This is a genomic window from Cupriavidus sp. D39, assembly GCF_026627925.1.
Classification (GTDB): Bacteria; Pseudomonadota; Gammaproteobacteria; order Burkholderiales; family Burkholderiaceae; genus Cupriavidus; species Cupriavidus ulmosensis.
Genome location: NZ_JAPNLE010000009.1, coordinates 3,869,867 through 3,893,138, shown reverse-complemented (window position 1 = coordinate 3,893,138; position 23,272 = coordinate 3,869,867). Strand labels below are relative to the sequence as shown.

The 23,272-nt window shown below is 67.0% G+C and carries 17 protein-coding genes, 1 pseudogene and 1 riboswitch; of the genes and pseudogenes, 5 read left to right on the top strand and 13 right to left on the bottom strand.

Going from position 1 to position 23,272, the window contains the following annotated elements; translation table 11 throughout:
- Positions 1–26: 26 nt before the first annotated feature.
- On the bottom strand, positions 27–1,574 hold the full coding sequence (locus tag OMK73_RS30250) for an acyl-CoA carboxylase subunit beta (protein ID WP_267605264.1): 1,548 nt from the start codon (positions 1,572–1,574) through the stop codon (positions 27–29).
- Between the two features lie 154 nt (positions 1,575–1,728).
- Here OMK73_RS30250 and OMK73_RS30245 point away from each other — a divergent pair, with 154 nt between their 5' ends.
- Positions 1,729–3,486 carry a sigma-54 interaction domain-containing protein gene (locus OMK73_RS30245; RefSeq protein WP_267605263.1) on the top strand — a complete coding sequence of 586 codons (1,758 nt, stop codon included), beginning with the start codon at positions 1,729–1,731 and terminating at the stop codon, positions 3,484–3,486.
- A gap of 19 nt (positions 3,487–3,505) precedes the next feature.
- On the opposite strand, the gene OMK73_RS30240 is transcribed toward OMK73_RS30245, so the two are convergent.
- The 9 genes from OMK73_RS30240 to thiC all read right to left on the bottom strand — a co-directional run bounded on the left by OMK73_RS30240 (position 3,506) and on the right by thiC (position 12,593).
- Entirely contained in the window at positions 3,506–3,823 is a 318-nt protein-coding gene (locus OMK73_RS30240) for a hypothetical protein (RefSeq protein ID WP_267605262.1), read from the bottom strand.
- Entirely contained in the window at positions 3,824–4,600 is a 777-nt protein-coding gene (locus OMK73_RS30235; RefSeq protein WP_267605261.1) for an AAA family ATPase, read from the bottom strand.
- Positions 4,601–4,648: 48 nt separating this feature from the next.
- The gene (locus OMK73_RS30230; protein ID WP_267605259.1) at positions 4,649–5,158 is read right to left on the bottom strand and encodes a GNAT family N-acetyltransferase; all 510 of its coding nucleotides are present in this window, start codon (positions 5,156–5,158) and stop codon (positions 4,649–4,651) included.
- A 474-nt stretch (positions 5,159–5,632) separates the two neighbouring features.
- Positions 5,633–6,919, bottom strand: coding sequence for a transposase (locus tag OMK73_RS30225; RefSeq protein ID WP_267600424.1), 1,287 nt, complete (start codon positions 6,917–6,919; stop codon positions 5,633–5,635).
- A 272-nt stretch (positions 6,920–7,191) separates the two neighbouring features.
- Positions 7,192–8,325, bottom strand: a complete 1,134-nt coding sequence (locus tag OMK73_RS30220) for a thiamine phosphate synthase (protein ID WP_267605258.1) — start codon at positions 8,323–8,325, stop codon at positions 7,192–7,194.
- Entirely contained in the window at positions 8,322–9,170 is an 849-nt protein-coding gene (locus OMK73_RS30215; RefSeq protein WP_267605257.1) for a thiazole synthase, read from the bottom strand. Before OMK73_RS30215 ends, OMK73_RS30220 begins: the two co-directional genes overlap by 4 nt.
- 6 nt (positions 9,171–9,176) lie before the next feature.
- Complete coding sequence (gene thiS, locus OMK73_RS30210) at positions 9,177–9,374, bottom strand: sulfur carrier protein ThiS (RefSeq protein ID WP_150989923.1); 198 nt, start codon at positions 9,372–9,374, stop codon at positions 9,177–9,179.
- Positions 9,375–9,386: 12 nt separating this feature from the next.
- On the bottom strand, positions 9,387–10,565 hold the full coding sequence (locus OMK73_RS30205) for an FAD-dependent oxidoreductase (protein WP_267605255.1): 1,179 nt from the start codon (positions 10,563–10,565) through the stop codon (positions 9,387–9,389).
- A 141-nt stretch (positions 10,566–10,706) separates the two neighbouring features.
- Complete coding sequence (gene thiC / locus OMK73_RS30200; RefSeq protein ID WP_267605254.1) at positions 10,707–12,593, bottom strand: phosphomethylpyrimidine synthase ThiC; 1,887 nt, start codon at positions 12,591–12,593, stop codon at positions 10,707–10,709.
- Between the two features lie 103 nt (positions 12,594–12,696).
- A riboswitch (TPP riboswitch) is annotated at positions 12,697–12,798 on the bottom strand.
- Positions 12,799–13,042: 244 nt separating this feature from the next.
- On the opposite strand from thiC, the gene OMK73_RS30195 reads away from it, so the two are divergent.
- The 3 genes from OMK73_RS30195 (at position 13,043) to OMK73_RS38475 (ending at position 16,565) form a co-directional block, all read left to right on the top strand.
- The gene (locus OMK73_RS30195) at positions 13,043–14,704 is read left to right on the top strand and encodes an acyl-CoA dehydrogenase family protein (RefSeq protein ID WP_267605253.1); all 1,662 of its coding nucleotides are present in this window, start codon (positions 13,043–13,045) and stop codon (positions 14,702–14,704) included.
- A 314-nt stretch (positions 14,705–15,018) separates the two neighbouring features.
- The gene (locus OMK73_RS30190) at positions 15,019–15,228 is read left to right on the top strand and encodes an MCP four helix bundle domain-containing protein (protein ID WP_267605252.1); all 210 of its coding nucleotides are present in this window, start codon (positions 15,019–15,021) and stop codon (positions 15,226–15,228) included.
- Positions 15,225–16,565: a methyl-accepting chemotaxis protein gene (locus OMK73_RS38475; protein WP_324291777.1), complete on the top strand. Its 1,341-nt coding sequence runs from the start codon at positions 15,225–15,227 to the stop codon at positions 16,563–16,565. The genes OMK73_RS30190 and OMK73_RS38475 overlap by 4 nt, the downstream gene beginning before the upstream one ends.
- Positions 16,566–16,594: 29 nt before the next feature.
- Here the strand turns inward: OMK73_RS38475 and OMK73_RS30175 are convergent.
- Positions 16,595–18,273, bottom strand: a pseudogene (locus OMK73_RS30175) (GMC family oxidoreductase).
- 295 nt (positions 18,274–18,568) lie between these two features.
- Between OMK73_RS30175 and OMK73_RS30170 the strand changes: the two are divergent.
- Positions 18,569–19,990, top strand: coding sequence for a coniferyl aldehyde dehydrogenase (locus OMK73_RS30170; protein WP_267605251.1), 1,422 nt, complete (start codon positions 18,569–18,571; stop codon positions 19,988–19,990).
- Between the two features lie 628 nt (positions 19,991–20,618).
- On the opposite strand, the gene OMK73_RS30165 is transcribed toward OMK73_RS30170, so the two are convergent.
- Together OMK73_RS30165 and metK are read right to left on the bottom strand one after the other, a co-directional pair.
- Entirely contained in the window at positions 20,619–21,557 is a 939-nt protein-coding gene (locus OMK73_RS30165; protein ID WP_267605250.1) for a Kdo hydroxylase family protein, read from the bottom strand.
- A 247-nt stretch (positions 21,558–21,804) separates the two neighbouring features.
- Positions 21,805–22,968 carry a methionine adenosyltransferase gene (metK, locus tag OMK73_RS30160; RefSeq protein WP_267605249.1) on the bottom strand — a complete coding sequence of 388 codons (1,164 nt, stop codon included), beginning with the start codon at positions 22,966–22,968 and terminating at the stop codon, positions 21,805–21,807.
- Positions 22,969–23,272: the final 304 nt, after the last annotated feature.

Genomic DNA, 23,272 nt, shown 5'->3' with positions numbered 1-23,272 from the left:
TGTCTGGTTTTTGGCGCTTTCCCGTCTCAGGGCCGGATGCCGAACTTGCGCACGCCCGGCTCGCGCAGCGGCGCCGCCAGGTTGGCGAACTCGCACAGCAGCGAGCGCGTGTCGCGCGGGTCGATGATGTCTTCCACCACGAAGGCTTCGGCGCTGCGGAACGGCGAGGTAAGGCTGCGCACGCGCTGCTCGATCTCGGCGCGCTTTTGCACGGGGTCGTCGGCGCCTTCGATCTCGGCCTTGTAGGCGACTTCCAGCCCGCCCTCGATCGGCAGCGAGCCCCAGTTGCCGGACGGCCACGTATAGCGGAAGTTGAAGCGCCCCATATGCTGGTGCCCCGCCGCCGCCACGCCATAAGCGCGGCGCAGGATCACGGAGCACCACGGCGTGGTGGCCTGGTACACCGCGGCCAGCGCGCGCACGCCGTAGCGCATGGTGCCGGCCTTCTCGGCTTCCAGGCCGATCTGGAAGCCGGCGATATCGACCATATTGATCACCGGCAGGTGGAAGGCTTCGGCCAGGTCCACGAAGCGGATGAACTTCTCCGCGGTGGGGCCGTCCCAGCCGCCGCCGTAGTGATACGGATCGCTCGCCACCACCGCCACCGGCCAGCCATCCACCCGGGCCAGCCCGGTCACGATGGCGCGGCCCCAGTGGCGGCCCATCTCGAAGAAGGAGCCCTGGTCCACCAGCGCCTCGACAATGGGGCGCACCTTGTAGACGGAGCGGCTGTCGCGCGGGATCGCCGACAGCAGCCATTCGTCGCGGCGCGAGGGATCGTCGGTGGGTTCGATGCGCGGCGGCAATTCATGCACCGAGCCCGGCAGGTAGGACAGGAAGCGGCGCGCCCGCGCGAAGGCTTCTTCCTCGCTCGCCACTTCATCATCGACCACGCCGTTGCGCGTATGGATCTGGCTGCCGCCGAGTTCGTTCTTCTCCAGCACCTGGCCGATGCGCGCCACCACCGGCGGGCCGGCGTTGAACAGCTGCGCGGTGCCCTTGACCATCACCGAGTAGTGGCTCGCGGCGACGCGCGCCGCGCCCATGCCGGCCACCGAGCCCAGCGCCAGCGACACCACCGGCACCAGCGACATGTTCTCCACCACGTGCTGCCAGACCTTCATGGTGGGGATGTTGGTATAGCCCTTGTTCTCGATATTGCGCACCGAGCCGCCACCGCCGGTGCCATCCACCAGCCGCACCATGGGCAGGCGCAGGTCGTGCGCCATCTTCTCGGCGTGGATCAGCTTCTCTCCGACCGCGCCGTCGTTGGCGCCGCCACGCACGGTGAAGTCGTCGCCCACCAGCACCACCGGGCGGCCGTCCAGCTTGGCGCGACCCATCACCAGGTTGGCGGGCGTGAGGCCCACCAGGCGGCCGTTGCTGTCGTACTGGCCGCTGCCGGTGAGCGCGCCCACCTCGCGGAAGGAGGCAGCATCGGCGATCGCGTCGATGCGCTCGCGCACGGTCAGCTTGCCGGCGTCCTTGTGGCGCTTGACCTTGTCGGGGCCGCCGAGCTGAGCGGCGAGTTGCTTGCGATAGGCCAGTTCATCGATTTCGGGCTGCCAGGACACGTCGGTCTCCTTAGTGCTGTCGTTATGTGCGTAGGCTCTCTCAGTGCAGCAAACGTGCCAGGCGCGCCAGCCCTTGATTTCATTGTTCTTTTTATTGCCCGCTGATATTGTGTTCGCAATAAGGACACCAGAGTGTCCACTATGGAGACACGGCATGTCGTCAGCAGCGACACCCGAAGACACTTTCCCCGGCACTGAAGACAGCCTCGGCGTGCTGGTCGCCAGCCACGCGGGAGACGTACTCGCCAGCCTGGGCCTGGCCGCCGACGCCTCGCTGGCGACCGCCGCACTGGCCGCCACCGCGCAACTCGCCAGTGACGACGATCTCCACCAGGATGCCGGCCGCCTGTTCGAGTGCAGCCTGCCCGGCGCCGGCGGCAAGCCCGCGCGCCGCTTCATCGCCATGCGCCTTCGGGACCGCGCGCGGCAGGTCATCCTGTTGCGCCCGGCCGAGCGCGACGCTGCCCTGTTCGACTTCCTGGGCGCGGTGCCCTTTGCCGGCGCGATCCTCGATCACTTCATCACCAACCCCTACCAGGCCATCACCGTGGCGGACCGCGCCGGCAACATGCGCTTCATCAGCCCGGTGCACGAGAAATTCCTCGGCCTGCGCACCGGTGAGGGCACGGGCCGGCCCGCGGTAGACGTCATTCCCAATTCGCGCCTCGCGCAGGTGGCCGCCAGCGGCAAGGCAGAGATCGGGCAGCTGCAGGAGATGAACGGCGTGACGCGCGTGGTGAACCGCATCCCGATCAGCGCGGGCGGCGAGGTGGTCGGCGCCATCGGCCAGATCCTCTTCAAGGAGCCCGAAGCCATCGGCCGCATGCATCGCGAGATGACGCAGCTGCGCTCGCAACTGGCGCAAACACAGCGCGAGCTGGACGCGTTGCGCGAGCAGCAAGCGAGCCCGGGCCCCGGCCTGCTGATCGGCGACAGCGCGCCGATGCAACGCCTGCGCCGCGAGATCGACACCGTGGCACGCCTGGACGTGCCGGTGCTGATCCTCGGCGAAAGCGGCACCGGCAAGGAACTGGTGGCGCGCGCCATCCACGGCGCCAGCCGCGCGGCCGAGGGCAAGCCGCTGGTCAGCCTGAACCTGGCCGCGCTGCCCGCCACGCTGATCGAGTCCGAACTGTTCGGGCATGTGGCCGGCGCCTTCACCGGCAGCCAGCGCGGCGGCCAGGCCGGCAAGCTGGAGCAGGCCGCGGGCGGCACGCTGTTCCTCGACGAAGTCGCCGATATCCCGATGGAGATGCAGGTCAAGCTGCTGCGCGTGCTGGAAGACCATATGGTGGAGCGGCTGGGCAGCCGGCAGGCGCAGCGCGTGGACTTCCGTCTGGTGGCGGCGACCAACCGCGACATCCAGGCGCTGATCGACGGTGGGCGCTTCCGCCTGGACCTGTACTACCGCCTGAGCGGCGTGGTGCTGCGCATTCCCGCGCTGGGCCAGCGGCGCGAGGACATCCCTGCCCTGCTGACCCATTTCGTGCGCGGCTTCTGCGCGCGCAACCAGGTGCCGGTGCCGGAGGTGGCGTCCGAGGTGCCGCGCTATCTGGCCGAGCGGCGGTGGCCGGGCAATGTGCGCCAGCTCAGGCAGAAGATCGAGGAAGCGCTGGTGTTCTGCGACGGCCGCGTGCTGCGCGCGGCGGATTTCGCGCGGGGCGAGGAAAGCGCGGCGGCGTTCAGCGTGAGCGAGCCGGCGTTGCCGTTTGGCGCGGCACTGGACGATGCGTCGGACGACGCCGCGCTCGATGTGGGCGCCGCATCGTCGGCGGACCTGCGGGAGGTAGCGTACGAGGCCGTGCTGCAGGCCATCGCACGGCACGGCGGCAACAAGAAGCGTGCGGCGGAGCAACTGCGCATTTCACGCTCGCATCTGTACAAGCTCCTGGAGCGCGGCGCGCGCGGCTGAGCACGAACGATTGCGTGGCTTACAGAATCTCCCGGATGAACCAGGCATTGAAGCGGTAAAGCGCAATGGATGGAATGACGGCAAACAAGAACAGGCGGATGACTGCGCGCCGGTTCCTATAGAGGTAGAGCGCCATCAGATCCCGCAGCGCATAGCTGGCAGCCAGCACCAGCAGCGGAATGTAGGCCAGGAAGCAAAACAGGAAGATCCAGACAACGGCGCCGCCCTGCATCGCGCGGTCGAGAAATCCAGCGTCGTCCATCCAGTGCGCATCCCCTGCACTGAATGTGACGAGCAGCATCAACAAGGAAGCGATCAGCGTGGGACAGCGAAGCATTCAGATCGGCTCTCTCGCTTCGCCCTGCTCACCATCGAGCAGCACGCACAGCATCCGCTCAGGATTGGCCAGGAAATCGCGCGTCACGCGGAAGTGCTCGGTGTCCTGATAGTCGATTCGCGCCACGCCGTCCGGCGAGCAATTGTAGATCCACGCATCGGGATAGGCCATCAGGATCGGCGAGTGTGTGGCGATGATGAACTGCGAGCCGTCTTCCACCAGATCGTGGATGCGCGACAGCACCGCCAGCTGCCGCTGCGGCGACAGCGCCGCCTCGGGCTCGTCGAGCAGGTAGAGCCCGTTGCCGCCGAAGCGATGCATCATCAGCGCGAGAAACGATTCGCCATGCGATTGCTCGTGCAGCGAGCGCCCGCCATAGGCGTGGATGACGGGCGGGCTGAAGGCCGGCTCCTGGTCCAGGCGCTCGATTTCCGTGGCCACGTTGAAGAAGCTCTCCGCGCGCAGGAAGAAGCCATCGCGCGGCCGCTTGAAGCCGCGTGCGACGCGCAGGTATTCGTGCAGTTCCGAATGCGAGCGGCGCGTGCCGAAGCTGAAATTGCGCGAGCCGCCCTCGGCGTTGTAGCCCATGGCCACGGCGATGGCCTCCATCAGTGTGGACTTGCCCGAGCCGTTCTCGCCGACCAAGAAGGTGACCTTGGGGTGCATCTCCATCGCGTCGAGCGTGCGCACCGCGGGCAGGCTGAACGGATAGCGCTCGAAGCTGTCTACGATGTCGCGCCGCAGGGTGACGCGGCTGATGAACTGGGACGAGATCATGGGGTTCGCCGGTGGAGGGCACGCCACTATCGTAACGCAGTGCAGCGCCTACAGCACCAGGCGCATGGCGATGCGTTGCCGCAAACCAAGCTGCGCTTCGCGCGCCAATGCAGCAGCCAGTTCGGGGCACAGATCCGCGTCGCCGAGCCGGCGAAAGCCAAGGCGCGCGTAAAACGGCGCATTCCACGGCAGGTGGCCGAAGGTGGTGAGATTCAGCGACTGCAACCCCTGCCGGCGCGCGTTGTCCGCTACGGTGTCCACTAGCGCGCGGCCAATGCCGCGGCGGGCATGGGCGGGATGGACGTCCATTTCGTCGAGATACGCATTCTGTCCCTGCACGCTGGCCAGCGCGAAGCCGGCGGTTGCGCCATCGTCGGCAATCGCCACCCACAAGCGGCGCTCGCGCTGCGCGCATTGCAGGTCTTCGATGGGGGTGACTTGCTCGCGCAGCGCTGCCGGCAAGTCGGATTCGGGAAATAGCGTGGCGGCCGCGCGTTCGATGGCAGCAAGGATGGGTACGTCTGCAGTGGTGGCGAGGCGGATGACTGGAGATGGCATGGGAGTTTGTGCGGTGGTGGCAAGCTCAGGCTCGCGCCCTCTCCCCGGCCCCTCCCCCACAAGTGGGAGAGGGAGCCAACCGGCGGTAGTAAAAGCATCACTCGGTGTAGCCGTGATTTCCGCCCCCAGGCGGAAATCACCCACGCGCGATGCGAAGCGAGCCGTGAAGGTTTGAATCTCCCGTTATGCGGCGCCTCGTCGGCAGGCCAAAAGAGCGGAAAAGAGGAGGCCATGTTTGAGTATCGCCTTAAGGCGATGCGAGTTTGGCCTCCGGCCGCTCTTTTGGACTGACGACGAGGAGTCTTTCGCCGCATCCGGGTCGCCTTCTTTGCCTACTTTCTTGGCGAGACAAGAAAGTAGCTCAACATTAGACATGCGAATGGCTGCCTCACCGGCTGCGAAGGTGGTCGTCAACGAGGCGATTTGGCAATGGAAACAGCGATGAGACGCCGTCAGAAGCGCGCGCGGGCAATCCTACGAGGTCGGTCGCGTGTCGTTGCGTGGCGTTGGCCACTGGAATTTCTGGGACTTGCGATTCAGGCCATCGCGAAACGCAAGTCCGGTAAATTCCATGCGCAGCCACTGCGTGACCAGACCGGCCGTGACGGGCTGATTCATGCGCCATGGTGCGACCGCGTTCATCGGGAAGGTCTCGACAAGCACCAGACTCAGCAGTTGGTTCAAAGTCCAGGCCATCGAGCGAATTTGCATCCACAACTCCAGCACGGTGCGCGATTGCTGCCAGAGATTGCTCACGCCGAACCAGCGCTTGAGATTGTGAAACAGCGGTTCTATGCCCCAGCGGCGCGCGTACAACTGCACGATCTCCTGGGCGCTCAAGTCCGTTTCGCTCGCGAGCAGCAGACGGGGCTTGGTCCAGGCCTGTTTCTTCGCATCGAAGAACTGGCACCAGACGGCACGCACCAACGCGCCCTTGAGGAAGCGCGCGCGAGCCTCGGCAGAGCGCAGGCGAACCTGCTGGTCTTTGCCATAGAGCGGCATGCGCAGTTCGATCGCGGGCAGTGCTTCGATGGCCTCGGCGTTCAGGCGCTCGCCATAGATGCGCTTGCGACCACGTCTGGGTGTGGTTGGCGGTGGCGGCACGAGAAACAGCGCGGTGTCGATGCGCGCCTGTCCAATCACGTGCATTTGTCTGCGCAGCAAAGGCAATACCAGGCGGGCGCGCATGAACCACGAATCGAACAGTACGCGCACCGGCTTGTTGGCCACGCCCGCCAGAGAGCGGACCAGCACCAGCGCGATTTTCAGCTTGTTGCGGTTGCCGGTGTTTGGCACCAGCCGCGAGAGAATTGGCAGCACCAGGTTGACCCCGCCGTTGCCCAGCGCGCTCACGCCCAGCGTAACCCAGCACTGGGCCCGTATGAATTGCGGCCGATTGATCTTGCGGCTGTGGTCGTGGCGATACGCGCAACCGGGCGCCTGCTCCGAGGAGCGCGGCACCAGCGTATCGTCGATGACCAGTGTCAGCACATCGCATGGCAGCACTGTGAGCACCAGCAAGAACAATTGGCGGGCCAAACGCACGGTGCGCAAGCTGCCGCGCCCGAGAAGCTTGTAGTAGGTCGTCCAGTGCCTGCGTCGCGCGATGGCGCTGATAGCGCGCGTCACCCAGCCTTCTGGCGAAACCATACAGCCGCACAGCAGCTCGACAAAGCTCCCGCGAGAGCGAATTGGCACGGCCAGAAGCAGAAGGTTGATCCATTCGGACAGACACAGTCGTACACGGTTGGACAAAGACATGGGCAATCGCAAGAGGACCGAAAACGATCCTCATTGGCCGCCGCGCTGCTTGCGCTAAAACCCGCGCAAGCAGCGCGGCGGCCACACGATCATTGCCCCATGTCAAGCATTTTTCGATTTCTTGAATCCGTTTCCAACCCGCTCGTTGAGCGGGCCTGAATGTCTAAAGTTGAGGAAAGTAGGTCGCCTCCCCGCAGGGGAGGTGAAACTGCCTTTGACTTTAAGCTTTTGACCTTTTGACGTTCGAGCGCCAACGCCACACCCAACGCACATCAAGCCGCCGGAAACATCCCCACCAGATTCGCCACCGCGGCCGGCACATCGGCCGCCTCGGTAATCGCCCGCACCACGGCGGCGCTGCCAACGCCGACAGCCAGCACCTCCGGCAGCCGCGCCGCATCGACACCGCCGATGCCCACCAGCGAGGGCACCACCGGCTGCATCAGCTTGACGTAGGCATGGAAGCGGCCCAAGCCCTGCGGCGCGGTCGGCATGACCTTGGTGGTGGTCGGGAAGATCGCACCCAGCGCCAGGTAGCTCGGCCCGATGGTCGCCACGCGCAGCATCTCCGCATAGCCATGCGTGGACACGCCAAGCCGCAGCCCCGAGGCGCGCAGCGCGTCGAGGTCGGCTTCATCAAGGTCTTCCTGGCCGAGGTGGATGCCGTAGATGCCACTGTCGCCACCCTGGCTGGCGTGGTAGTCGATGGCGGCACGCCAGTGGTCGTTGATGAACAGGCGCGAGGCGCTGCCGCGCGCGGCCCTGGCGGCGCGCTCGATCTCGCTGCGCACGGCCTGTGCATCGTCGGACTTGAAGCGCAGCTGCACGGTGGGCACCGCCAGCGGCACCAGCCGTTCGATCCATTCAGCGCTGGGCACCACCGCGTACAAACCCAGCGGCGGGCATGGCGCAAACGGCTCCGCACGCAACTCCGGCGCTACCAGGGCGGCGTGGCGCACCTGCGGGAAGCGCGCGAAGCCCACCGGCCAGTCGAGCGAGCCCGGCTGCCAGGCGCGCGCCAGGCAGAGCGCATCGTGCGCGGGGAAATGCAGCGCCAGGCAAGCGAGTAGCACGGCGACGAAGGCCGGCGAATGCGCGGTGTCGTCGTCGGCATGCGCGCTGAAGACCCAGGTGCCCATCGGCGAGCGCACGGTGTCGCTCCACTGTCCGCCTTCGCGGTCGCTCTCGATGGCGATGGCGCCGGCGGCGGCAATGCGTGCGAGCGTGGCCTCGTCGGCTTCGCCGTCGAACAGCACCACGTCGGCATCGCCAAGCGCTGCGGGCGCATCGCCGCGCGCCCACGCGCGCCAGGCCTTGTCGCTGGTGCCGAAGGTGGCGCCATAGCGTGCCAGCAGCGTGTCGCGCAGCGCGGCGTCGATGCCGGCCGGGAGAAGATTGCGGGTCATGCGCGGTCCTCCGCGCCTTCGGCGTGCCAGAATGGCATGCCCACCACCGGCGTGCTGGCCTGCGCGATATCGCGCTCCGGCATGGGGCCGGCCAGGTAGGCGGTGCGGCCCGCGTCCACCGCCAGCGCGAAGGCGCGTGCCATGTTGACCGGATAGGCGGCCTGCGCCACGGCGGTGTTCAGCAGCACGCCATCGTAGCCCCACTCCAGCACCTGGGCTGCGTGCGACGGCAGGCCGAGGCCGGCGTCGACGATCAGCGGGGTATCCGGCAGGCGTTCGCGCAACAGGCGCATGGCGTGCGGGTTGACGGCGCCCTTGCCGGTGCCGATCGGCGCGGCCCAGGGCATCAGCGCCTGGCAGCCCACATCCAGCAGGCGGCGGCACAGCACGAGGTCCTCGGTGCAGTACGGCAGCACCTTGAAGCCTTCCTTGATCAGCGTCTCGGCGACGGCGGGCAGGTTGAGCGTATCGGGCTGCAGCGTGTAATCGTCGCCCACCAGCTCAAGCTTGATCCAGTCGGTCTCGAACACTTCGCGCGCCATCATGGCGGTGGTGATGGCTTCCTGCGGCGCCATGCAGCCGGCAGTATTGGGCAGCACCGGCACGTTCAGCGAGCGCAGCATCTGCCAGAAAGCCTGGCCGCCCTCGCCATCGCCGACCGAGCCCTGGCGGCGCAGCGCCACCGTCAGCATGGCGGGCCGGGCCACTTCCACCGCGGCCTGGAGCGTGGCGGGAGACGGATAGCGCGCGGTACCCAGCAACAGGCGCGAGGCGAACGACTCGCCATAGAGCACGAAGGGGTCGGCGAACAGGTCGCGGCGGGGTTCAGCGGTATTGAAGGTCATTTGGGGTCAGCCTCCCGTCACGGGTTGCACGAGGTCGATACGATCGCCGGCGGCGAGCACGGTGGCCGCATGCGCGGCGCGTGGCACGAACTGGCCGTTGAGCGCGGCGGCAAAGGGCGGCGCGATGCCCGCGCCCGCGACTGCGTCGGCCAGTGTGGCGTTATCGGCAAGGGCGAGCGGGCGGCCGTTGAGCAGGATATCCATGGTCATTGTCGTTCAGTGCAGCACCGGAGAGCCGGCGACGGTATCGAGCACAGCCGCGATCATGCCTAGCCAGCGCACCGAAGCGGGCACGGCATGCGCGGCAGGATCGTCGTCGAGCAGGGCCCGCACCACCTGGCAGGCGGCCTCGGTGACCGCCGGGGCGATCAGGAAGCCGTGCCGGTACAGGCCATTGAGCCGCACGATGCGGGCATGCTGGTCGACCCGGATGGCCGGCAGGTGGTCCGGCCGCGTCGGGCGGCGCTGCACATTGAGTTCAAGCACGCGCGCCTCGCCAAAGGCGGGGTGCAGCGAGTACGCCGCGGAAAGCAGCTCCAGCGCGGAGCGCACGCTCATCGGCGAATCGTCTTCGCTCTCGAGTTCGGTGGCGCCGATCACATAGAGGTCATTGGGCTTGGGCGCGATATAGATCGGGTAACGCGGGTGCAGCAGGCGCACCGGGCGATGCAGCTTGACCTCCGGCGCATGCACACGCACGACTTCTCCGCGCAAGCCGCGCAATCCCGGCATGCTGCCGTGCGCGGCGGGCTGTCCCGGCCACGCGGCGCGGGCGCCCAGGCCGCGGCAATCCAGCACCACGCGTGCGCGGATGCCAAGCTCCGGCAGGTCGCCGCTTTCGATTTCACCGGCTTCCCAGACGCAATGCAGGCCGCTGGCAACCGCGCAGGCCAGCAATGCGCGCAGCGTGCCGCGGTTGTCGAGCTGGCCTTCGCCGGCCAGCAGCAGCCCCTGGGAGAAGCGGCCCGCGAGCGCGGGCTCGAGCGCGGCCACGCCATTGCCGTCCAGCGCGCGCATGCGCTCGGCCACCAGTTCGGGCGGCGCCACGGCGCGCACCCGGCTGGTGAACAGCGACATCTCGCTGCGGTCGCGGGTATGCCATACCACCAGCGTGCCGTCTTCCTGGAAGAACACGGGCTCCGGCATTTCGGCGACCCAGGCGCGCCAGAGGTCGACGCTGGCGGTGCCGAGCTCGACGATGCGGCGCTCGGCAATGGCGGATTCCGCCAGGGGCGCCAGCATCGCCGCGGCAACATGCGCGGCCGAGCCAACGCCGTCGGGGCCGCCACGCTCGACCAGCGCCACGCGCAGGCCGGCACGCACCAGTTGCCAGGCGGATAGGCGCCCGGCCAGGCCGGCGCCGAGCACGGCCACATCAAACGACTGCACTGTCATGGGGATGGTTGTGCCGGTGCTCGCCGCGACGGCGCGGCGAGCACCGGCCTCCTATAAGTCATGGCGCGCCCCTTCGGGGAAGGGGCACGGTACTTCGCGTGCGGCGCTGCACGGGCATGCGCCGCACCATGGTCCTACGCCTTACGAGTAGATCTTGCTGCCGCTCTTGACGAACTCGATCGACTTTTCCTGCATGCCTTGCTCGGCTTCGGGCTTGAGCGAGGCGGCGTAGTCGCGCACTTCCTGCGTGATCTTCATCGAGCAGAACTTGGGACCGCACATCGAGCAGAAATGCGCGATCTTGGCGCCTTCGGCCGGCAGCGTGGCGTCGTGGTACGAACGCGCGCGTTCCGGGTCCAGGCCGAGGTTGAACTGGTCTTCCCAGCGGAACTCGAAGCGCGCCTTGGACAACGCGTTGTCGCGCAGCTGCGCGCCGGGCCAGCCCTTGGCAAGGTCGGCTGCGTGGGCAGCGATCTTGTAGGTGATGATGCCTTCGCGCACGTCTTCCTTGTCCGGCAGGCCCAGGTGTTCCTTCGGCGTGACGTAGCACAGCATGGCCGTGCCCATCCAGCCGATGTTGGCCGCGCCGATGCCGCTGGTGATGTGGTCATAGCCAGGGGCGATGTCGGTCACCAGCGGTCCGAGCGTGTAGAACGGGGCCTCAAAGCAGTGCTTGAGCTCTTCATCCATATTGGCCTGGATGCGTTGCAGCGGCACGTGGCCCGGGCCTTCGATCATGACCTGCACATCATGCTTCCAGGCCTTGTCGGTCAGCTCGCCGAGCGTGCGCAGCTCACCAAACTGGGCGTCGTCGTTGGAGTCCGCGATACAGCCGGGACGCAGGCCATCGCCGAGGCTGAACGACACGTCGTACGCCTTCATGATTTCGCAGATCTCGTCGAAGTGCGTGTACAGGAAGTTTTCCTTGTGATGCGCCAGGCACCACTTGGCCATGATCGAGCCACCGCGCGAGACGATGCCGGTGACGCGGTCCGCGGTCATCGGCACATAGCGCAGCAGCACGCCGGCGTGGATGGTGAAGTAGTCCACGCCCTGCTCGGCCTGCTCGACGAGCGTGTCGCGGAACATTTCCCAGGTCAGGTCCTCGGCGACGCCGCCGGTCTTGTCCAGGGCCTGGTAGATGGGCACCGTGCCGATCGGCACCGGCGAGTTGCGCAGGATCCATTCACGGGTTTCGTGGATGTGCTTGCCGGTGGACAGGTCCATGATGGTGTCGGCGCCCCAGCGGATCGACCACACCATCTTTTCCACTTCCTCGGCCAGCGACGACGTCACGGCAGAGTTGCCCAGGTTGCCGTTGATCTTGACGCGGAAATTGCGCCCGATCGCCATCGGCTCCAGCTCGGTGTGGTTGATGTTGGCGGGAATGATCGCGCGGCCGGAGGCGATTTCGCGGCGCACGAATTCCGGCGTCATGTCTTCCGGACGCAGCGGCAGCGACGCACCCAGCGCATTGCCGGGGTGCTGGCGCAGCAGCGCCTTGTATTCGGGCTTGTCGTACAGCGCCTGCAGGTTCAGCGACTCGCGCAGTGCCACGTATTCCATCTCGGGCGTGATGATGCCGCGGCGCGCATAGTGCATCTGCGACACATTGGCGCCGGCCTTGGCGCGGCGCGGGTTGGTCAGCTGGGCAAAGCGCAGGTGGGCGGTGGCCGGATCGGCGGCGCGCGCCAGGCCGTATTCCGACGACAGGCCGGGCAGCACTTCGGTGTCGCCGCGCTCTTCGATCCACTTGCCGCGAACCGACGGCAGGCCCGACTTCAGGTCGATATGGATGTCCGGATCGCTGTACGGGCCCGAGGTGTCGTACACGGGAATCGGCGGATTGGACATCTCGCCCTTGTCCGTGCGCGTGGACGTCTGCAGGATCGTGCGCAGCGGCACGCGGATATCGGGGCGGCTGCCGGTCAGGTAGGTCTTGCTGGATGCCGGATAGGCAAACTTTTTGTCGAGATCGGTTTCAAGCGACTCGAAAGATGCGGCGGGGGCGGTATTTGTGCGGGCCATGGGTGTCGTCCTCTCTCTTGCGGGGATGGACGAAACCAGGAGCCCTGTGAGCATGGCCGCGGCGGTGTGGCCGGGTCATGTGCCTTGGAGAAGGCAGGAGCTGTTCGGTAACCATGAAACTTCCCACGCCGGTACTAGCCGGATCGGGTTCGAAGGGACTCTCTCAGCCGCACGGCCCATCCGTACGGCACCCCTGTTTCATCCAACGGGGTGAATTTAAGCACAAGGCTTGGAGCTTGACCACCCCTGTTTCAATCTGGAGTGTCGTGCGTTTCAGTGGGCTTATCCCCTTGTTGCAGTGCAGGACGACGGTCAAGCGCTGGCCTCGGCACTCCGGGCAAGCCCCTTTGCCGGGCTTGCCGCCCCCAGCACATAGCCCGCCGCTTGCTCTACCATGCAATCAGACATGCCCATGCGCAACGCTCGCAGAAGACTGCACAGGAGACCTCATGACCGAAGCCGCCACCCACCGCGTGTTCAACCAGGTCCCGGACCTGACCGACTACAACCTGTTCACCGGCGATCCCGCGTTGCGGGCCGCGCTGGAACGGCTTGGCGGCGGTTGGCACGCCGGTGCGCTGGATGTCTTCGGCGCCCGCCTGGGCAAACCCGATGTGCAGCAGTGGGCGGCCGAGGCCAATCGCCACTCGCCGGAACTGCATACGCATAGCCGCACCGGCGAGCGCATCGACGAAGTGGAATTTCCGCCCGCATGGCATGCGTTGCTGGCCTTGCTGCGCAGCCAGCAGTTGCAGGCGCTGCCGTTCGCGCAGCCCCGCGACGGCGCGTGGGTGGCGCGCGCGGCGGGCTACTTCCTGCAGGCGCAGGCCGAGTCCGGATCCTTGTGCCCGCCCACCATGACCTTCGCCAGCATCCCGGTGCTGCAGAAGGAAGCGTCGCTGTTCGCGGAACTGGGGCCAAAGCTGTTCGCCACCGAGCACGATCCGCGCGACCTGCCCTGGCGCGACAAGCACGCCGTGATGATCGGCATGGGCATGACGGAAAAGCAGGGCGGCTCCGATGTGCGCAGCAACACCACCGTCGCACGCCCCTTGCGCGGCGAGGGCCGCGGCGCCGAGTATGCGCTCACCGGCCACAAGTGGTTCTTCTCCGCGCCGATGTGCGATGCCCACCTGGTGGTGGCGCGCATGGGCGCCGAGGACGGGCCACTGTCCTGCTTCTTCGTGCCGCGTTTTCGCGACGACGGCAGCAAGAACCCGGTGCAGATCCAGCGCCTCAAGGACAAGCTGGGCAACCGCTCCAACGCCAGCAGCGAGGTGGAATTCCTTGAGGCCACTGGCATCCTGATCGGCGAGGAAGGCCGCGGCATCCCGACCATCATCGAAATGGCCACCTATACCCGGCTGGACTGCGTGATCGGCAGCGCCGCCATCATCCGCGCGGCGCTGGTGCAGGCCATCCACCACGCGCGGCACCGCATGGCCTTCGGCCGCCTGCTGGCGGACCAGCCGCTGATGCGCAATGTGCTGGCCGACCTGGCGCTGGAAAGCCAGGCCGCCACCCTGCTCATGATGGAGCTGGCGCACGCTTTCGAGCGGGCCGATGCCGATCCGCTGGCCGCCGCGTGGAAGCGCATCGTCACGCCGGCGGCCAAGTTCTGGATCTGCAAGCGCGCCATCGAGGTCACCGGCGAAGCCATGGAGGTGTGGGGCGGCAATGGCTACGTCGAGGAGGGCCCGATGGCGCGGCTGTACCGCGAGGCGCCGGTCAACTCGATCTGGGAGGGCTCCGGCAACATCATGTGCCTGGACGTGCTGCGCGCGCTCCAGCGCAACCCCGAGGACGCCGCCCGGCTGTTGCAGGACCTCGCCCGGCGCGCCGGCGGCCATCCGGCGGTGCGGGCCGAACTCGCCTCGCTGCAGGCGATGCTGCGCGACGCGCCGGATCACCTGGAAGCCGGCGCGCGTCGCTTTTCCCAGGGCCTGGTGCTGACCGCGCAGGCGGCGCTGATGCTCGCCCACGCCGATGCTGACGATGCCGAGCGCTTCGCCGCCAGCCGGCTGGGACGCCAGCACGGCCGCGTGTTCGGCACGCTGGAGGGCGATGACGCCGCGCTGGCAAGCGTGGTGGCGCGCGCCTGGCCGGCCTGACGCCACCGGCGCGTCAAAGCGCCTGGACCACTGGCGGCCCCTGCCAGATAGCACGGCAACGCGCCGGCATGCCGGCGCGTGGTGGCATCGCGTCTGCTCGTGGCGGCGCTCGCGCCTGGTGCTGGGCCTCCCCCAAGGCTCGCCAAACCCCTCCACATATTAATTTGCCTCGCCCGCTACAACTGGGACGAGACCTGCCGTAAACCCTATGACACTAAGGGCATACATTTAATACATAGGTGCCCATTAATCCCCTTTCATCGCCTTTACACATCAGCGGAGCGCCCTGCCACGCGGGGTGCCGACATCCCGACATGAACATCAGCCAACGCCTGCTGCTTTCCTTATCCCTAGCCTTACTCGCCTTGCTCGTGGTCGGCCTCGGCGGCATCTGGCAGCTCAGCCAGTCGGAGCAGCGCTTCGAGTACTTCAACAGCAACACCCTGGGCAGCGTGCGCACCCTTGGCAGCCTCAAGGACAACGTCAACGCCATGCGCATCGCGCGCTCTACCGGCACGCCATGAGCGATGATGCGAAGGCCAAGAGCGAGGCCGAAGCGGCGCTGGCTCGCGCTGACGAGAAGTTCGACGCCACGGCCGCCAAGTACGAGCGCGATGACATCAGCGACGATACCGATCGCAAGATGCTCGACGCCGACCGCGCCGCGCTCAAGCGCTACCGCGAAGGGCGTGCCGCCATGCTGGAGAAATCGCGCGCCAACGACTTCGGCGCAGTCCGGGACATGCTGGTGAGCGGCGAGCTGAACGATGCATCGATCGCCTTGCGCAAAGCGATCGACGATCACATTACCTATAACGGCGACCTGGGCGACCATGCCGTGACGAGCAACCGCGCGCAATACCACACGGCGGTAACGGCGTTCTCGGCGATCATCGCCATGGCGGTGCTGGTGACCGGTTTCCTCGCCGCCACCCTGTACCGCCGTATCCGCGGCAGCCTGGCCGAGATCGAGCACACCCTGGAATACGTCAGCGAGTCGCTTGACCTCGAACGCCGCGCGCCGGTCGGACGCATGGACGAGATTGGCCGTACCGCGGCCGCCTTCAACCGCCTGCTGGAACGCGTGGCGGTGGCGCTGCGCGAAGTGCGCCATTCGACGGAATCCGTCGGCGTGGCGGCACGCCAGATCGCCGCGGGCAATACCGATCTGTCGGCGCGGACCGAGCAGCAGGCTGCCTCGCTGGAGCAGACCGCATCGAGCATGGAAGAGCTGACCACCACCGTGCGCCAGAACGCCGACAACGCGCGCCAGGCGAGCGGCCTGGCCGGCAACGCCGCCAGCGTGGCCGAGCACGGCAGCACCGCCGTGCAGCAGATGGTGCAAACCATGGGCGCGATCAGCACCAGTTCCAACCGCATCGCGGAGATCACCAGCCTGATCGAGGGCATCGCCTTCCAGACCAACATCCTGGCGCTCAATGCCGCGGTGGAAGCCGCGCGCGCCGGCGAGCAAGGCCGGGGCTTCGCGGTGGTGGCGGGCGAGGTGCGCAGCCTGGCGCAGCGCTCTTCCAGCGCCGCCAAGGAAATCAAGGACCTGATCGACAGCTCGGTCAACACCGTGCGCACCGGCTCGGCGCAGGCCGAGGATGCCGGCAAGACGATGAGCGAAGTCCAGAATGCGGTGAAGCGCGTGTCGGACATCATTGCCGAGATCGCCGCGGCCTCCGATGAGCAGAGCGCGGGCATCGAGCAGGTCAACCAGGCCGTGGGCCAGATGGACGAGGTCACCCAGCAGAATGCCGCGCTGGTGGAAGAAGCGGCAGCCGCCGCGCAGTCGCTGGATGACCAGGCCGGCAAGCTGCGCGATACGGTATCGACCTTCCGCCTGGCGACAACCTGAGCACGGGTGTGAGGGCGGATCCCCGCCCCTTACACCGCCAATACCTCCGCCATCCGCAATACCACCCGAGGACCGTGCCGGATCAGGTCATGCGCGCGCTCGCCGATCATGATGGCCGGCGCATTGGTATTGCCCCCAATCAGCGTCGGCATGATCGACGCATCCACCACGCGCAAGCCTTCCACGCCCCGCACGCGCAGCTGCGGGTCGACCACCGCGTATTCGTCCATGCCCATGCGGCACGTCCCGACAGGATGGTAGATGGTGTCGGCATGGGCGCGGATCATGGCGCGGATCGCGCTGTCGTCGCCGCCATCGGCCGGCAAGTGCGCCGAATACAGCTCCTTGCCGCCGAACGCCGCCAGTTGCGGCTGGGCCAGGATGCGGCGCACGATCCGCACGCCGGCCACCAGGCCGTCGAGATCCCGCGGGTCCGACAGGAAGCACGGGTCGATCACCGGCGCCTCGCGGATATCGGGCGAAGCCAGCCGTACCTCGCCCCGGCTTTTCGGGCGCAGCACGCAAACGTGGCAGGAGTAGCCATGGCCCAGGCGGATGCGGCGCATATGGTCATCGGCCATGCCGACCACGAAATGCAGTTGCAGGTCCGGTTCGTCCAGCCCGGCGTGGCTTTTCAGGAAGGCGCCGGCCTCGGCAAAGTTGGAAGTCAGCATGCCCGTGCGTTCGCGCCGGTAGCGCAGGATCTCGGCCAGCAGGCGAAACGCGCCACCAACAGACACGCCGAACAGCTCGGACGCCGCCACGCGCTTATGCACGATGATGTCTAGATGGTCCTGCAGGTTGGCGCCGACGCCGGGCAGGTCGTGCACCAGGGGAATGCCTAGCTCGCGCAGATGCGAGGCAGGGCCGACGCCCGACACCATCAGCAGTTGCGGCGAACCGAACGCGCCGGCCGACACGATCACCTCGCGGCGTGCCCGCAACAGGGTCTCGCGGCCATCCAGCCGCACCGTCACGCCCACCGCGTGGCGGCCCTCGAACTCGACGCGCAGCACCTGCGCGCCCGTCATCACATGCAGGTTGTCGCGCCCGCCGTTGCTGGCGCGGTCGGCGGCGTCGCCTCGGTGCAGGTAGGCGCGCGCGGCGTTCCAGCGCTCGCCGCCATGCTGGGTCACCTGGTACCAGCCAGCGCCCTCCTGGTCCACGCCGTTGAAGTCGTCGTTGCGGCGATAGCCGGCCTGCTGGGCCGCCTCGATAAAGCGCTGGCCAAAGGGATTGGGCGTGCGCAGGTCCGACACATGAAGCGGGCCGCTGCCGCCGTGCAAGGGATCATCATCGCGCCCGGCCACGCGCTCGTTGCATTCGGCCCGGCGGAAATAGGGCAGCACATCGTCCCAGGCCCAGCCGTCGCAGCCGGCCGAGGCCCAGCGGTCGTAGTCGGCCGGCGTGCCCCGCGTATAGATCATGGCATTGAGCGAGGAACTGCCCCCAGGCCGCGCCCGCTCGGCTGGTAGCCGCGGCGCCCGTTCAGCCCGGGCTGCGGCACGGTGCGGTAGCCGTAATTATGGCTGCCGGCGCGCGGCAGCATTACCGCGCAGCCCGCCGGCGTCGACACCAGCACATGGTGATCGTGGCCGCCGGCCTCGAGCACCGCCACGCTGTCGCTGCCGCTGTCGGCCAGCCGCCCGGCCAGGGCACACCCCGCCGAACCGCCGCCAACGACGAGATAGTCAAAGGTGGTTTCCATCCGTCTCCCCGCCTGGTCCGAGTTCAGTGTGCCGGGGTCGCGCCGAACGCTTCGGGGCGGGCCGCGCATGCCGGCCAACCCGGTCTGGCTGGCACGCCAAGAGCATGCCGCGAAATCAGTGTAGGGCTTTGCCGAGGCACTGGAAAGGACGATGGAAGGGGCGTTGAATACGGTTGTTTGAAGCACGCGGCTAGTGGCCGGCCTCCATTGTCAGCCGCAGCCGCATGGCATATGGTGCGGGGATCTAAACGCCGCGCGCGCCAAGGGCAGCGCACGACCCCAAGGAGAGCGCGACATGAGAGAAGTGCCCGAGATGTCATCCGTATTCGACGCCATGCGCGCCGCCTCGCGGCGTGACCAGGCTCCGGCCTGGGAAGTGCGCGCCGACCGGCTGCGGCGCCTGCGCACGCTGGTGACCGAGCACATGGACGAGATCTCGCAAGCCATCAGCGCCGACTTCGGCAACCGCCCCCGCCAGGAAACCGCGCTGCTCGAAGCCTTTCCCAGCGTGGCCGGGATCGACGATGCACTGCGTCACGGCAAGCGCTGGATGCGGGTGCGGCGAGTTCGCACCGGGCTGTGGTTCAAGCCCGCCACGTCGCGGCTGATGCCGCAGCCGCTGGGCGTGATCGGCATCGTGGTGCCGTGGAACTACCCGCTCTACCTGACCGTGGGCCCGCTGGCGGGCGCGCTGGTCGCGGGCAACCGCGCCATGGTCAAGCTCTCCGAGTACACCCCGCGCTTCGCCGCGCTGTTCGCGCACCTGGCGCAGCAGGCCTTCGCCGCCGACGAAGTCACGGTGGTCAATGGCGACGCGCAAGTGGCGAGCGCCTTTTCCGCCCTGCCCTTCGATCACCTGCTGTTTACCGGCTCAACCCAGGTCGGCCACCATGTGATGCGCGCGGCGGCGGCCAATCTCACGCCGGTCACGCTGGAGCTGGGCGGCAAGTCGCCGGCCATCGTCGGCCCCGGCGCGGACCTGGAGCGCGCGGTCGAACGCATCCTGGTGGGCAAGCTGCTAAACGCCGGCCAGACCTGCATCGCGCCGGACTATGTGCTGCTGCCCGAAGCGCTGCGCGAGCCCTTCGTCGAAGCCGCACGCGCCTGCGCCGCCCGGCTCTACCCGGACCCGCCGGGCCACCCCGGCCATGCCGGCAACCCCGATTACACCACCATCATCAGCCCCCGGCACTTCGCCCGGCTCGACAGCCTGGTTGGCGACGCAACCCGCGCCGGCGCGCGCGTGGTGCCGCTGTCACAAGTGCCCTCGGACCCGGAGCGCCGCCGGCTGGCCCCGGTCCTGCTGCTGGACGTGCCCGCCGACGCCACCGTGATGCGCGAAGAGATCTTCGGCCCGGTGCTGCCGCTGGTGACCTACCGCACGCTGGAAGAGGCCATCGACTACATCAACGCCCGCCCACGCCCGCTAGCGCTCTACCTGTTCGAAAAAGACGGCCGCACGATCGACCACGTGATGGCACGCACCGTGGCCGGCGGAGTCAGCATCAACGAAACCCTGCTGCATATCGCCCAGGAAAACCTACCCTTCGGCGGCGTGGGACCCAGCGGCATGGGTGCGTACCACGGCCAGGCGGGCTTCGAGACCTTCTCCAAGCTCAAGCCGATCTTCCGCCAATCCGGGATCAATGGCGCCGGGCTGCTGAAGCCGCCCTACGGCAAGCGGTTCGAAACGATGATCAAGCTGCTGATGCGGTGAATGAAGAGGAAAACCTGCGGCGATGAACGGGGCCGCCGAACGGGCCAAAGCCGCGCCCCATGACGACGGCTGTCGCTCCCTCTCCCCTCATGGGGAGAGGGCTGGGGAGAGGGGTGGTTTGGCTAGGAGCCACTTGAAAGCGAAGCTTTCGGTTCTTTCCGGCGCGCAGGTGGCATTTGTAGCGCCCGCCCTCTCCCCGGCCCCTCTCCCACAAGTGGGAGAGGGAGCCAACCCGCGGCAAGATGAACCAATTGTGGTAGCCGTGATTCTCGCCGCCACGGGCGGGAATCACCCAAGCGCGATGCGAAGCGAGCCGTCAAGGTTTGAATCTCCCGTTATGCGGCGCCTCGTCGGCAAGCCAAAAGAGCGGAAAAGAGGGACCCATGTCTGAGCATCGCCCTAAGGCGATGTGAGTTTGGGTCCCGGCCGCTCTTTGGCTTGCCGACGAGGAGGCTTTCGCCGCATCCGGGTCGCCTTCTTTGCCTACTTTCTTGGCGAGACAAGAAAGTAGGTCGCCTCCCCGCAGGGGAGGTGAAATTGCAGTTGCCCTTGACCTTAAGTAGTTGAAGTTGAAGCTGATTTTGCAGTTGCAGTTGCAGTTGCCCTTGTAGTCAAACCCACTGCACCCTCACCCCACCACCATCGGCCGCCCCAGCATCCGCGCCAGCACCGCCTCCGGCGAATGCGTATGGTCCGAGATCGCTTTCGGCGACAGGTAATAAGTCTGCTCCATCATGGCCCGCCCTCGCATAGCTGCATGCAGCACCTGGTCGCTGAACACGATCCACGTCGAGCCCGGCGGGAAATGAAATTCCTGCTGCGGCACATTGGCCTGATACTCCAGGTCGGCCTTGGCCAGATCATGCAGTTGCAGCATCCGATGGTCGTACTCGGAGCGCCGGCGCTTGGTGATATGCAGCACCTCCATCACCCGCGCCTGACCCGGCCACATGCCCTTGGTCTTCGGCACAAAACGCTTGGCGAAATCGCCAAATGGCTCACCCACCCGCCACACGCGCGGCGCCTGCGGGTCAATGTTGTGGAACACGCGCAGCAGCCGCTGGCCCAGCATCGGGTTGGACGGGAAGGAATCCACATGCAGGCGCGTGTCGTCCTTGCGCCAGCTCACCGGCCGCCCGGCGATCTCGCTCGGGCGCAGCGAGGTGCCGGCGCGCACCATATGCGGGCCATATTCCGGGAACAGGCTGAGCACCAGCTTCTCGCTGTACTCGGCATAGCGGCGAATCAGCTGGTACAGGTCCTGCAGGTCCTGTTCGCCGCCCGTCGCGCCGCGCACGGCCTGGTCGTTGGCGCGCAGGTTGATGTTCTTTGACTTGCCATCCGACCAGCGGCTATCCAGGAAGCGCTCTTCGCCAGGCTCGAACCGGAAGCGCAATTGCGGGAAGAACAGCACGGCGCCTTGCTCCAGCTCGCGGCGCAGCCTGGCCTTGGTATCGGCATCGACCTGCGGGGCCCACTCGGTATAGGGCTGCGGCCGGATCAGGTTGAACGCGGGCGCAGTGGCCGGGCCGGGCGTGGAAGTTGTAAGGGTCGAATCAAGTGACATGGGCATCCTCGGTATGCGGGCTCCGGCGGTCTTGAGCGCGCATGCGCGCGCCGCGCCGGGATAACAAAACGCCACTCGCCGGGCCGCTTTGCCATCCCGGGATTCTACCCTCGTGGCCGTGGCGCGCCACGCCCCGCCCTCCCCCGGTTGATCCAGGACAAGGCGGCGGCAAGCCCGGAACGCCACCCCGAGGGCAAAAAACACCGCCCGAGGGCGGTGTTCTTCCGATGCCAGGTTCGCGGCAGCCTTACAGGCCGGCAGCGGCGCGCAGCAGCGCGACCTTGTCGGTCGCTTCCCACGAGAACTCCGGCTCTTCGCGGCCAAAGTGGCCGTAGGCAGCGGTCTTCTCGTAGATCGGGCGCAGCAGGTCGAGCATTTGCACGATGCCCTTCGGGCGCAGGTCGAAGTGCTCTTGCACCAGCGCGGCGATCGCCTCGTCGGAGATCTTGCCGGTGCCTTCGGTGTACACCGTCACGTTGATCGGGCGGGCCACGCCGATGGCGTAGCTGACCTGCACCTGGCACTGGCGCGCCAGGCCGGCGGCGACGATGTTCTTGGCGACGTAGCGGGCAGCATAAGCAGCCGAGCGGTCGACCTTGGACGGATCCTTGCCCGAGAAAGCACCGCCACCGTGGGGCGAAGCGCCGCCATAGGTGTCGACGATGATCTTGCGGCCGGTCAGGCCGCAATCGCCTTGCGGGCCGCCGATGACAAAGCGGCCGGTCGGGTTGACCAGGTACTTGGTGTCCTTGAGCATCTCGGCCGGCAGCACCGGCTTGATGATTTCCTCGATCACGGCTTCGCGGATCTGCGCCTGGGTGATATCCGGCGAGTGCTGGGTCGACAGCACCACGGTATCCACGCTGTGCGGACGGCCGTCGACGTAACGCACGGTCACCTGCGACTTGGCGTCCGGACGCAGCCAGGGCAGGCGTCCGTCGCGGCGCAGCTGCGACTGGCGCTCGACCAGGCGGTGCGAATAATAGATCGGGAAGGGCATCAGTTCAGGCGTTTCATCGCAGGCGTAGCCGAACATCAGGCCCTGGTCGCCGGCGCCCTGGTTCAGGTAGTCGTCGGAGGCGCGGTCCACGCCCTGGGCGATGTCAGGCGATTGCTTGTCGTAAGCGACCAGCACTGCACAACCCTTGTAGTCGATGCCATATTCGGTGTTGTCGTAGCCGATGCGCTTGATGGTGTCGCGCGCGACTTGGATGTAATCGACGTTGGCGGTCGTGGTGATTTCCCCGGCGAGGACAACCAGGCCGGTGTTGCACAGCGTTTCAGCGGCAACGCGCGCGTACTTGTCCTGGGCCAGGATGGCATCGAGGACAGCGTCGGAAATTTGGTCTGCGACCTTATCGGGATGGCCTTCGGAGACGGATTCCGAAGTGAACAAGAAGTCGTTTGCCACGAACTTTTCTCCAGGTTTGGCTATTGCGCGCCAACCTCAAAGCCCGGGCGGCGACGCTTTAGCGGTATTTTCATGCCGTTCCAGTAGAACGGTATCGCCCCGCAAGTTGTCAGTTAACTCGGCGATACGCGCTATTATACGCGCCTGCAAGCTACGCTGCAGCACCCCGGTTATCTGGCACGCCTGCCAAATACCGGACGCTGTCGCGGCCAGGCCGCGCCACCCGCATGAGCGATGCGCTTGCACTGCCTGGCGCGAAGCCTGCAGGCAGTGCAAGCCGTACGGTGGGCCCCGTAACAACACG

Excerpts from the sequence above, each read along its gene's own strand:
- OMK73_RS30245 (WP_267605263.1), top strand. The coding sequence starts at position 1,729 with ATGTCGTCAGCAGCGACACCCGAAGACACTTTCCCCGGCACTGAAGAC.
- OMK73_RS30240 (WP_267605262.1), bottom strand. The coding sequence starts at position 3,823 with ATGCTTCGCTGTCCCACGCTGATCGCTTCCTTGTTGATGCTGCTCGTC.
- OMK73_RS30235 (WP_267605261.1), bottom strand. The coding sequence starts at position 4,600 with ATGATCTCGTCCCAGTTCATCAGCCGCGTCACCCTGCGGCGCGACATC.
- OMK73_RS30230 (WP_267605259.1), bottom strand. The coding sequence starts at position 5,158 with ATGCCATCTCCAGTCATCCGCCTCGCCACCACTGCAGACGTACCCATC.
- OMK73_RS30225 (WP_267600424.1), bottom strand. The coding sequence starts at position 6,919 with ATGTCTTTGTCCAACCGTGTACGACTGTGTCTGTCCGAATGGATCAAC.
- OMK73_RS30220 (WP_267605258.1), bottom strand. The coding sequence starts at position 8,325 with ATGACCCGCAATCTTCTCCCGGCCGGCATCGACGCCGCGCTGCGCGAC.
- OMK73_RS30215 (WP_267605257.1), bottom strand. The coding sequence starts at position 9,170 with ATGACCTTCAATACCGCTGAACCCCGCCGCGACCTGTTCGCCGACCCC.
- thiS (WP_150989923.1), bottom strand. The coding sequence starts at position 9,374 with ATGGATATCCTGCTCAACGGCCGCCCGCTCGCCCTTGCCGATAACGCC.
- OMK73_RS30205 (WP_267605255.1), bottom strand. The coding sequence starts at position 10,565 with ATGACAGTGCAGTCGTTTGATGTGGCCGTGCTCGGCGCCGGCCTGGCC.
- thiC (WP_267605254.1), bottom strand. The coding sequence starts at position 12,593 with ATGGCCCGCACAAATACCGCCCCCGCCGCATCTTTCGAGTCGCTTGAA.
- OMK73_RS30195 (WP_267605253.1), top strand. The coding sequence starts at position 13,043 with ATGACCGAAGCCGCCACCCACCGCGTGTTCAACCAGGTCCCGGACCTG.
- OMK73_RS30190 (WP_267605252.1), top strand. The coding sequence starts at position 15,019 with ATGAACATCAGCCAACGCCTGCTGCTTTCCTTATCCCTAGCCTTACTC.
- OMK73_RS38475 (WP_324291777.1), top strand. The coding sequence starts at position 15,225 with ATGAGCGATGATGCGAAGGCCAAGAGCGAGGCCGAAGCGGCGCTGGCT.
- OMK73_RS30170 (WP_267605251.1), top strand. The coding sequence starts at position 18,569 with ATGAGAGAAGTGCCCGAGATGTCATCCGTATTCGACGCCATGCGCGCC.
- OMK73_RS30165 (WP_267605250.1), bottom strand. The coding sequence starts at position 21,557 with ATGTCACTTGATTCGACCCTTACAACTTCCACGCCCGGCCCGGCCACT.